The 10714-nt window shown below is 44.2% G+C and carries 8 protein-coding genes; 6 read left to right on the top strand and 2 right to left on the bottom strand.

What is annotated here, in order from left to right; translation table 11 throughout:
• Nucleotides 1-201: 201 nt before the first annotated feature.
• From A5875_RS05230 to nifJ, 4 genes are read left to right on the top strand one after another with little or no spacing between them, the layout of a single operon-like run.
• Entirely contained in the window at nt 202-651 is a 450-nt protein-coding gene (locus A5875_RS05230; protein WP_088932634.1) for a flavodoxin, read from the top strand.
• 28 nt (nt 652-679) lie between these two features.
• A complete protein-coding gene (locus tag A5875_RS05225; RefSeq protein ID WP_242550630.1) occupies nt 680-1516 on the top strand; it encodes a sulfide/dihydroorotate dehydrogenase-like FAD/NAD-binding protein in 837 nt (278 codons plus the stop codon).
• Nucleotides 1509-2918 carry an NADPH-dependent glutamate synthase gene (gene gltA / locus A5875_RS05220; protein ID WP_088932632.1) on the top strand — a complete coding sequence of 470 codons (1410 nt, stop codon included), beginning with the start codon at nt 1509-1511 and terminating at the stop codon, nt 2916-2918. The genes A5875_RS05225 and gltA overlap by 8 nt, the downstream gene beginning before the upstream one ends.
• An 11-nt stretch (nt 2919-2929) precedes the next feature.
• On the top strand, nt 2930-6463 hold the full coding sequence (nifJ, locus tag A5875_RS05215) for a pyruvate:ferredoxin (flavodoxin) oxidoreductase (protein WP_176244621.1): 3534 nt from the start codon (nt 2930-2932) through the stop codon (nt 6461-6463).
• An 88-nt stretch (nt 6464-6551) separates the two neighbouring features.
• On the opposite strand, the gene rpsT is transcribed toward nifJ, so the two are convergent.
• Nucleotides 6552-6806 (bottom strand): 30S ribosomal protein S20, encoded by a 255-nt coding sequence (gene rpsT / locus A5875_RS05210; protein ID WP_088932630.1) that lies wholly within the window; start codon nt 6804-6806, stop codon nt 6552-6554.
• 224 nt (nt 6807-7030) lie between these two features.
• Between rpsT and A5875_RS05205 the strand changes: the two genes are divergently transcribed.
• Nucleotides 7031-8044, top strand: a complete 1014-nt coding sequence (locus A5875_RS05205; protein ID WP_088932629.1) for an inorganic phosphate transporter — start codon at nt 7031-7033, stop codon at nt 8042-8044.
• A gap of 15 nt (nt 8045-8059) precedes the next feature.
• The gene (locus A5875_RS05200) at nt 8060-8683 is read left to right on the top strand and encodes a DUF47 domain-containing protein (RefSeq protein WP_088932628.1); all 624 of its coding nucleotides are present in this window, start codon (nt 8060-8062) and stop codon (nt 8681-8683) included.
• A gap of 38 nt (nt 8684-8721) precedes the next feature.
• Here A5875_RS05200 and A5875_RS05195 read toward each other — a convergent pair whose 3' ends face one another.
• Complete coding sequence (locus A5875_RS05195; protein ID WP_176244620.1) at nt 8722-10605, bottom strand: heavy metal translocating P-type ATPase; 1884 nt, start codon at nt 10603-10605, stop codon at nt 8722-8724.
• Nucleotides 10606-10714: the final 109 nt, after the last annotated feature.

The raw sequence follows: 10714 nt of genomic DNA, 5'->3' as shown, positions 1-10714 counted from the left end.
GTATGATAATACAAAGGTGTCAAATACCTAAAACGTTGTCGTAGAAAGGGTTCATTGAGAATTAATCTCAATTAGAACACCGATTTTCAAGAGCTAATAATGTAATCAAATTTTTATTTTTCCTCACGATAATAGTCAGCTTTTGCTGGCTTTATATATGCACCACAAATGTATAAACCTATAAAAGAAAGGATGAAAGAAATGACATTAGCAAAAATCGTTTATGCAACTAACACAGGAAACACAGAAGGGATCTCTGAAATTCTGGAGGATGCTTTTGAAGAAATCGGCGTTGACGTAGAACGCGTTGAAGCCGACGATGCAGAATCAGATTTCTATGAAGATGCAGATATTTGTGTCCTAGCTACTTATACTGATGGAGATGGTGAATTGCCGTTTGATTTGGAAGACTTCCATGAGGAATTGCCAGATGTTGACCTATCAGGAAAAATCTATGGCGTAGTAGGAAGCGGAGACAGCGAATTATATCCAGATTATTTCTGTCAAGCTGCCATTGCATTTGATGAAGCCTTCGCCAAAACAGGGGCTAAAAAAGCAGCAGAAACAGTGAAGATCGAAAACGAAGCTGATGATGAAGATGAAGAAGTCTTAAAAGCATTTGTGAAGGCTTTGGTAGAAGCAGCTCAATAGTGTCGCATTGAAAGAATGGAGTGAGAATTTGTTTAAAGTATTAGAACGCAAGGAACTGGCGCCGACTGAATATGAGATTTTAGTTGAAGCGCCACGAATTGCCAAAAAAGCACAGCCGGGGCAGTTTGTGATCTTGCGAATCGACGAACAGGGTGAGCGGATTCCCCTCACTGTCGTGGATACGGACAAAGAAGCGGGTTGGGTACGCTTAATCTTTCAAGTGATCGGCAAATCGACTGCCCAGCTCGCAACGGTTATGGCTGGTGAAGCCTTGACAGATATTGTTGGACCACTCGGTAAAGCAACCGATATCGAAAATTATGGTACCGTGCTCTTGGTTGGCGGAGGCGTTGGGATCGCTGCCTTATTCCCAATCGTCAAAGGCTTAAAGGAAGCCGGCAACCATGTGATTACCGTTTTAGGAGCAAAAAATAAAGATTTATTGATCCTGCAGGAAGAATGCGCACAGTATTCGGATGAATTGATTTTGATGACAGATGACGGCTCCGTTGGGCAAAAGGGTTTAGTTACTCAAGCGATGGAAGATGTCTTTAAGCGTGAAAAAATTTCGATGGCGTGGGCGATCGGACCGAGTATCATGATGAAGTTTTGTACAATTACAGCGCAAAAGTACGATGTGCCAATCTATGTCTCGTTAAATCCGATCATGATCGATGGGACCGGCATGTGCGGCGGCTGTCGTGTGACAGTGGCGGATTCTATTAAATTTGCTTGCGTTGACGGACCAGAATTTTTAGGCGAAGAAGTCGATTGGGATGAATTTGTCAATCGGATGCAGCAATATCGTCCAGAAGAATTACTGGCCAACGAAAGATATGAAAAGCAGGTGAGTTCAAATGGCTAAACGCAGCTACACAAAGACACCCATGCAGGAACAAGCGCCTGATGTTCGAAATCAGAATTTTGATGAGGTCGCTTTAGGGTACACGTTAGAAGAAGGACAACTAGAAGCAAGCCGCTGTCTGCAATGTAAAAATGCGCCTTGTATTTCAAATTGTCCCGTAATGATCGACATCCCAGGCTTTATCAAAGCGATCGAAGAAGGCAACATGCCTTTAGCTTATGAAGTATTAAGCCGTTATACCAATCTGCCGGCAATTTGCGGCCGGGTCTGCCCACAGGAAAAACAATGTGAGATGGTGTGCCGTTTAGGTCGTTCGAAGAAATTTGAACCTGTGGCGATCGGAAAATTGGAGCGTCTTGTAGCAGACTGGGCTTTAGAACAGCCAGTTGAATACAAAGAGGTTGCTGGTGATAAAGGTCGGGTAGCAGTAATTGGTTCAGGCCCTTCAGGACTTACCACTGCGGGAGATCTAGCCAAATTGGGATACGATGTAACGGTCTATGAAGCATTACATTCACCAGGCGGAGTATTAACTTACGGGATTCCTGAATTCCGTTTGCCAAAACGTATCGTGAAAAAGGAGATCGAGCGCATCGTCGCTCAAGGCGTGAAGATCGAAACAAATGTCGTCGTAGGTAAAACGATCACGATGGATGAGATCATCACCGATTTTGATGCCTGCTATCTATCAGTAGGAGCAGGTGCACCGAGATTCCAAGGAATCAAAGGCACATCATTGAACGGAGTTTATTCATCGAGTGAATATTTGACAAGGGTCAACTTGATGCACGGCTATCAATTCCCGCAATATGACACACCAGTTCAAAAATCGAAAAATGTCGTGGTCATCGGCGGCGGAAACGTGGCGATGGATGCGGCGCGTTCTGCTAAACGTTTAGGCGCTGACAAGGTGTCGATCGTTTACCGTCGTTCATTAGAAGAACTGCCTGCTCGTGAAGAAGAATATCATCATTCAGTAGAAGAAGGGATCGAATACCATTGGTTGACCAATCCTGTCGAGTACATTGATGATGGAGCAGGCCGCTTAAAAGCAGTCAAATGTGTGCAGATGGAATTAGGCGAGCCGGATGAATCTGGACGTCGTCGTCCAATCGTGATTCCGGGCAGTGAGTTTACCATCGAGGCAGACACAGCCATTGAAGCAATCGGACAAGGTGCCAATAAAGTCTTATTGGATACTTTCCCAGAATTAGCACTAAATAAATGGGGCTATATTGATGCGGATGAAGAAACCTGTGCGACTTCGATCCCTGGCGTTTTTGCTGGCGGAGACATCGTAACAGGTGCGGCAACAGTCATCTTAGCAATGGGCGCCGGAAAAATCGCAGCAAATGAAATTGATCAATATATTCAAAAGACAAGACAGGAGCAATTGGTTTAAGCGAGGTGCAAATGATGAAAACAATGAAAACAATGGATGGAAATACCGCGGCGGCGCATATCTCCTATGCGTTTACCGAAGTTGCAGGTATCTATCCAATCACGCCCAGCTCAACAATGGCGGAAGTCGTTGACGAGTGGGCAGAGCAAGGTCGCAAAAACATTTTTAACGAGACAGTTAAAGTAGTTGAAATGCAATCAGAAGCAGGTGCGGCCGGAACAGTTCACGGTTCCTTGAAAACAGGTGTTTTAACCACGACTTATACAGCTTCACAAGGTTTGTTGTTGATGATTCCGAATATGTTCAAAATCGCTGGTGAATTACTGCCGACCGTGTTCCACGTAGCGGCTCGAGCAGTGTCTACGAATGCTTTGAGTATCTTCGGTGACCATAGTGATGTGATGGCTGCCCGCCAGACAGGTTTTTGTATGCTGGCTGAAGGCGGCGTACAGGAAGTTATGGATTTGTCAGCGGTTGCTCACTTAGCGAGTATCGAAGGCAAATTACCGTTTATGAACTTCTTCGACGGCTTTAGAACAAGTCATGAGCTGCAAAAAATCGAAGTAATTGATTACGACGATTTAAAAGCCATGATGAACTGGGAAGCCTTAGCTGAATTTAGACGTTTAGGAATGAATCCGAATCGTCCGAATGTTTCAGGAACGGCACAAAATCCGGATATTCACTTCCAGCAAAGAGAAACCGTTAACCGCTATTATGATGAAATGCCTGCGATCGTGCAGAAATACATGAATAAAATCAATGAGCTGCGCGGTACAGATTATGATTTGACCAATTATTACGGCGATCCAGAAGCGACTGAAGTGATTATAGCGATGGGTTCCGCTTCACCTACGATCCAGCAAACGGTTGATTATTTGAATGCCAATGGACGCAAAGTCGGCTTTATCGACATTCATTTATATCGTCCATTCCCAGCAGAAAATCTACTGGCGAAATTACCAGCGACAGTCGAAAAAGTGGCCGTATTAGACCGGACAAAAGAACCAGGATCAGATGGCGAGCCATTGCTGCTTGATGTTCAGAGCGTATTGTATCGTCATACGAACCGCCCAATCGTGATCGGCGGTCGTTACGGTATTGCATCAAAAGATGTGACACCAAATCAAATCGTTGCTGTGTTTGACCATTTATTGTTGTCGGCAGCGGATATGAAGCCGCGCTTTACAGTCGGGATCAATGATGATGTGACAAATCTATCCTTGCCAATGAGCGATGTGTTAGATTTGACGCCAAAATCAACCTTCCAGGCGAAATTCTGGGGACTTGGTTCAGATGGTACCGTTGGAGCGAACAAGCAAGCGATCAAGATTATCGGGAATAACACCGATTATTATGCGCAAGCTTATTTCTCTTATGACTCCAAAAAATCAGGCGGATTGACAAATTCTCACTTGCGTTTTGGGAAAGAGCCGATTCTTTCTACTTATAATGTAGAAGCGGCCGATTTTGTCGGCTGTCATAATAGTGCCTATATTCATCAATATGATTTATTGAAGGGCTTGAAAGACGGCGGCACCTTCTTATTGAATACCGTTTGGGATGAAGAACGGGTCAAGAGATTATTGCCGGGCCGGATCAAGCGCTATTTAGCTGAGCATAATATCAATTTCTATATCATTAACGCCATGGAAATCGCACAAAAGACTGGCTTAGGTGGTCGGATCAACCAAGTGATGTCGACAGCGTTCTTTGAACTGACAGACATTATGGATCATGAGACCTACTTGCCATTGCTAAAAGCAGAAGTCGATGCGGCCTATGGGAAGAAATCAAGAACAATTGTTGAACGCAACTGGCAGGCGATCGATGCGACTGTAGCGGAATTGAAGAAGATCGAGATTCCGGCTGAGTGGGCAGAAATCGAAGTGAAGCCGCTGGCGAATGAGGATGATCCAAGTAAACCAGCTTATATCCGCAATATTCTAGAGCCGATCAATCGTCAAGAGGGCAATCAGCTTTCAGTCAATGATTTGATCGAAAACGGCATGCTGGGCGGCGTAGCGCCTTCCGGTACGGCGGCTTATGAGAAACGCGGGATTGCTTTGGAAGTGCCTGAGTGGATACCAGAAGCGTGTACAATGTGTAATGAATGTGCCTTTGTTTGTCCGCATGCGGCGATTCGTCCGTTCCTTGCAGACGAAGAGGAAATGGAAGCAGCACCTGAAGGCTTCATTACTCGCGACATGCGCGGAAAAGACGGCTTCAAGTATCGTATTCAAGTTTCACTAGAAGATTGTACAGGCTGCGGTCTGTGTGTCGAAGCTTGTCCAGCGAAGGAAAAAGCGTTAGTCATGAAGTCTTATGAAGACCAAAGAGAACAAGCTGTAAACTGGGCATTCGCGATGACCTTGCGTCAAAAAGCTAACCCTGCTAAAAAATTCTCGGTCAAAGGCTCACAATTTGAACAACCATTGCTTGAGTTCTCTGGAGCTTGTGCTGGTTGTGGCGAAACACCTTACGTGAAATTGCTGACTCAATTGTTTGGCGACCGAATGATGATCGCTAATACTACCGGCTGTTCTTCTATCTGGGGCGGTTCAGCGCCAGCAACGCCATACACTGTCAATCAAGACGGTCGAGGCCCTGCTTGGAGTAATTCGCTATTTGAAGACAATGCCGAATACGGTCTTGGCATGCACATGGCGAACTTGACAAAACGCAATCGTGTTGCGAATAAAGTCCTAGCTGCTTTAGAAAAAGGTGTTGGATCAGAGGATACGAAGGCTCAATTGCAGGATTGGCTGAATCATATGACAGAAGGCGAAGGCAGTCAGCAGCGTGCGGCTAAATTGCGCGCTACCCTAAGCGAAGAAAGTAATGAAGAGCTGCAATCAATCCTAGCTGACAATGAAATGTTTGCTAAACCTAGCCAATGGATCATCGGTGGGGACGGCTGGGCATACGATATCGGCTTTAGCGGGATCGATCATGTTCTAGCCTCTGGCGAAGACGTGAATATTCTCGTCATGGATAACGAAGTGTATGCCAATACAGGCGGACAAATGTCGAAAGCCACACCATCAGCTGCGATTGCTAAATTTGCAGCCGGCGGGAAGAAGACGAAGAAGAAAGATCTGGGAATGATCGCTATGACTTATCGCGATGTGTATGTTGCGCAAGTGGCGATCGAAGCTAATCCAACTCAAGCGTTGAAGGCTATCCAAGAGGCAGAAGCGTATCCAGGGCCTTCATTGATCATTGGTTATACTCCTTGTATCAATCACGGTATCCGCGGCGGTATGAGCCAAACGATCAAAGAGTCTAAGAAAGCGGTAGAATCAGGTTACTGGCCGCTTTACCGTTATGATCCGGTTCGTGCTCAAAAAGGCAAAGATCCAATGCGGATCGATTTTAAGAAAACCGACTTCAGCAAGATGAACGCCTTCTTAGAAGGACAAACGCGCTTCTCTGCTTTGCATAACATCAAAAAAGATGATGAATTAGTAGAAGAAATGCTGAATCAAACCGTTGTCGACATGGAAGATCGCGCAAAAAGCTATACTGAATTAACAAATAAATAAGCAAAAAGCGTCGATACAGTTTTTGTATCGGCGCTTTTTACAGCTAAATAAATGCAAATAAAAAAACCGATCAAAAGATCGGTTTTTATTATTTAGCTAATTTTTTAGCAAGACGAGCTTTGTCGCGGTTTGCTTTGTTTTTGTGAATCAAACCTTTTGTTTCAGCCATATCGATTGCTTTAACAGCTTCTTTATAAAGGTCGTTCATATTTTCAGCGCCAGCAGTAGCGGCTTCTTCAAATTTCTTAACAGTAGTACGCATTGCGCTCATTTGTGATGAGTTTTTAGTGTTAGCAGCTTCGCTAGTGCGAACGCGTTTGATTGCAGATTCAATGTTTGGCATGGATTTCACCTCCGAATTCAGTCTTATACGGCTTTTGCCGTACAATTCAACATTACTCATTATACATAAAGCCGCTTTTCAATGCAATAAAATCGTGACAAGTTTTTTTCCTTAACAGAAAATAAATAGAATTAAACCAAAAAGCGGAGAAATCTAGTAATTTAAGGACGAAAGGTAGCGGGTGTGCTATCATTATTTTGGAAATAAGAAAATGGTGGTGCAGCATGAGTATTGCTTTAGTTGTTACAATAACGTTGGTTATGGGAGTCATTTTTGTAAACGGTTGGACAGATGCGCCAAACGCGATTGCCACTGCAGTCTCGACCAGGGTATTGAGACCCAATGTCGCTATCTGGATGGCCGTAGTAATGAACTTTTTAGGCGCCTTGGTCATGACGTATTTTAATTCGCAGGTGGCCGAAACAATCAGCAACATCGTGACCTTTGAAGGGGCGGGCAACGCCGCGCAGGTCGCTTTGGCAGCTTCTTTATTTTCCATTGTCGTCTGGGCAGTCGCAGCTTGGTATTTTGGTATTCCAACCAGTGAATCTCACGCGTTGATTGCCGGGTTAACAGGATCTGCAATGGCGATGGGCGGATTGGAAGCGGTTAGCGGAGCTGAATGGCTGAAGGTTATCGTGGGTCTGGTCGTTTCGACGATCATGGGCTTTGGCGGCGGTTGGCTGGTTACTAAGCTTATCGTATTGATTTTTCAAGGTATATCCAGACGCGTGGCAAATCACGTATTTACGCTCGGTCAGGCAATCAGTGCCGGAATGAATGCTTTCTTGCATGGTGCACAGGATGGTCAGAAGTTTATGGGTGTCTTTATGTTAGGACTTTTTTACAATAATTTGGCTGAAAAAACCGGCAACGGATTTGTTATTCCTATCTGGGTAATGGTCCTTTGTTCAGTAACAATGGGCTTCGGCACCTCTGTAGGGGGAATGAAGATCATCAAATCGGTGGGAATGGACATGGTGAAGCTGGAGCGGTATCAAGGATTTGCTGCGGATTTGAGTGCCGCGATTTGCCTTTTCCTTGCATCGATATTCGGAATTCCGGTGTCAACGACCCATACGAAAACAACAGCGATCATGGGCGCAGGAGCTGCCAAACGAACTTCAAGTGTTGATTGGAGTATCGTAAAAGAAATGATCAGTGCATGGCTGCTGACTTTTCCTGGCTGTGGAATTATTGCGTTCGTGATGGCAAAATTATTTGTGGCAATCTTTTAAAAAGGGGATCAAACAATGGCTAGAAAAAAACAATTCGACTATTTTGGCAAATTAGAGCAAATGGCGCAATATTCTGCTGAATCAGCACAATTATTATTGGATCTGATCAGGGAGTATTCGACCGAAAAATTTAGCGATAAATCCGAAGAGATCCATCGTCTGGAAGGACATGGCGACCGTATTTCAAAAGAAATCATGACAGAGCTTTACGACGCCTTCATTACACCGATTGATCGGGAAGACATCGTTATGATCACCAATCACTTAGATGATATTCTGGATGAATTAAACGCGACCACTTATTTGTTCGAAAACTTATTGGTTTATACGATTCGGCCAAATACAGATAAATTTCTGCAATTAGTAGTAACAGCTACTGCTGATGTAGTACAGGCGACTAAAGAATTCGCCAAATTTAAACATTCAAAAGCGTTGAAGGGCTATATCGAACAAGTAAATAAAACCGAATCGGAAGCGGATAAGCTGTATAGCTCATTAGTGAAGGATTTATTCGCAAATGAAAAAGACCCGATCGAGATCATTAAATGGCGGGATATCTACAATCACTTAGAAAAGATTACAGATGCCTGTGAAGCAGCAGCTGACATTATCGAAGGTTTGGTTATTAAAAATTCATAGCAGACAAAAAGCTAGAATCGAAATGATTCTAGCTTTTTTTACTGTGCCGCTTTATAAAGAGGACACTCAATACATTTGGTTTCATCAAGATTTACCATTTCTTTTAACGGCATTAGCATCCGCAAGCCATTTAAAATGACAAGAATAGTACTTCCTTCGTGCCCAACGACACCAAGAGGAAGCGTCAGGAATTGTAGAAAGTTGCTGGCAATCAGCAGGACGATCACACTTAAAGAAAAGAGGATATTTTGACGAACGATCCGCTTCATTTTTTTCGCCAAGCGATGGCTGTACATCAGCTTAGTCAAATCGTTCTTCATCAGGACCATATCAGAAACTTCCATCGCGACATCTGTTCCTTCACCCATCGCGATCCCGATACTGGCGGTTGCTAGGGCAGGGGCGTCGTTGATCCCATCGCCCACCATCGCGTTGACCGTGTAATCTGCTTGCTGCTGTTTCACCAAATCTGTTTTGTCTGCGGGAAGACAGCCGCCGTGGAAGTCATTCAGGCCTAGCTGTTGAGCAACATATTTCGCCGCACCTGGATTATCTCCGGTAAGCATAACGGTTTCGACCTCTTGATCTTGGAAATAACCAATAACTTCTTTGGTAAAAGGTTTCGGCAGGTCCATCAAAGCCAGTAAAGCAATGACCTGTTCATTTTTACTAAGGACAACTACGGTTTTCCCTTCCTCATGCCACTGTTCGATCAAGGGATGACTTTGCTTTTCAGTCGGCTTGCCAAGCAACCAAGTCTGCTCCTGATAAATTGTTTCCAAACCAAACCCAGCTCGTTCCTCAACTTGAAGCTCCAAGGCTTCTTCATCATTAAAGAACTTAGTAATTGCAACAGCTAAAGGATGGGTGGACTGGCGTTCCATCGAGTAGAATAATTGCGGGACGATCGGATCATCGGAAAAGGTCTTATAATCCGTCACTCGCGGCTTTCCTTGAGTTAAAGTACCGGTTTTGTCAAATGAGATTGCACGTAGATCCGCCAGTTTTTCCAGCGTTTTTCCCGATTTGAATAGAATCCCTTTCTTCGCGCCATTAGAAATCGCGGCCAACGTAGCAGGCGTGGCAGAAGCGACTAAAGCACAAGGAGAGGCGACAACTAGTAAAACCATTCCGCGATAAAAGCTTTCCGTAAAGCTCCAGCCTAATAAAAAGTGTGTTAGTAGAATCATCAAAGGTACGGCTATTAGAACGATTTTGACATAAACATTCTCGATTTTTTCAATAAAGGTCGCAGTCGCACTTTGTTCATTTTGTGCATTCTCAACTAAGCGTAAAATTTGAGCGAACAAGGTATCGTTGCTGGTTTTAGTTACTTCCAAGGTGAACGCCTGACCTAGGTTGATGGTTCCGCCAAAAGCTTCATCATCAATCGCTTTTTCCACCGGAACAGATTCTCCGGAGATAGCCGATTCATCAATCGAGGAGGCGCCTAACATTCGGCCGTCGATCGGCACGGCAGCTCCCTTTGGTACAAAAACGTAATCACCTAATGCCAATTCTTCAACAGGAACAGTCACGTGTTCGCCATCAATGATTTTCAAAGCATCATTGGGGGCTACATTCATTAGAGCAGTGATTTCCTTCGTACTTTTGTTAGTGGCATATTCTTCCAATGCACCGCTTAAACAGAAAATAAAGGTCAGCATCGCACCTTCAAACCAATTGCCGATTAAACACGCGCCGATCGCAGCTAATGCCATCAGCAGATCGACATTCAACGTTCGGTCATGCACCAATTCGCTGATACCTTCATAGGTTTGTTTCCAGCCACCGCTAATAATTGCCAAAACGAAAAAGAGGGGATAGATGGGCTGTGAAAGCCCGCTTAAAATCTTGCCGATAATTAAAAATAATAAACAGAAAAGGGTAGAGAGAAACGCATTACGTTCTTTCTTACTCATCACTTTTCCTCCTTTCTCAATCTAAGGAATTCCTTTTTCACTTCACACGATCAATGAGACACGCAAAGCAAAAGGTCATCTCTTCACTATCATAGTATCACACTAAATA

This window comes from Enterococcus sp. 3H8_DIV0648 (assembly GCF_002140655.1).
Lineage (GTDB): Bacteria > Bacillota > Bacilli > Lactobacillales > Enterococcaceae > Enterococcus_A > Enterococcus_A hulanensis.
The sequence above is the reverse complement of the archived record's forward strand: the minus strand, read 5'-3'. Positions and strand labels throughout refer to the sequence as shown.

Coding starts and splice junctions, on each gene's coding strand:
- A5875_RS05200 (WP_088932628.1), top strand. CDS start 8,060: ATGGCTAGAAAAAAACAATTCGACTATTTTGGCAAATTAGAGCAAATG.
- nifJ (WP_176244621.1), top strand. CDS start 2,930: ATGATGAAAACAATGAAAACAATGGATGGAAATACCGCGGCGGCGCAT.
- A5875_RS05205 (WP_088932629.1), top strand. CDS start 7,031: ATGAGTATTGCTTTAGTTGTTACAATAACGTTGGTTATGGGAGTCATT.
- A5875_RS05230 (WP_088932634.1), top strand. CDS start 202: ATGACATTAGCAAAAATCGTTTATGCAACTAACACAGGAAACACAGAA.
- A5875_RS05195 (WP_176244620.1), bottom strand. CDS start 10,605: ATGAGTAAGAAAGAACGTAATGCGTTTCTCTCTACCCTTTTCTGTTTA.
- rpsT (WP_088932630.1), bottom strand. CDS start 6,806: ATGCCAAACATTGAATCTGCAATCAAACGCGTTCGCACTAGCGAAGCT.
- gltA (WP_088932632.1), top strand. CDS start 1,509: ATGGCTAAACGCAGCTACACAAAGACACCCATGCAGGAACAAGCGCCT.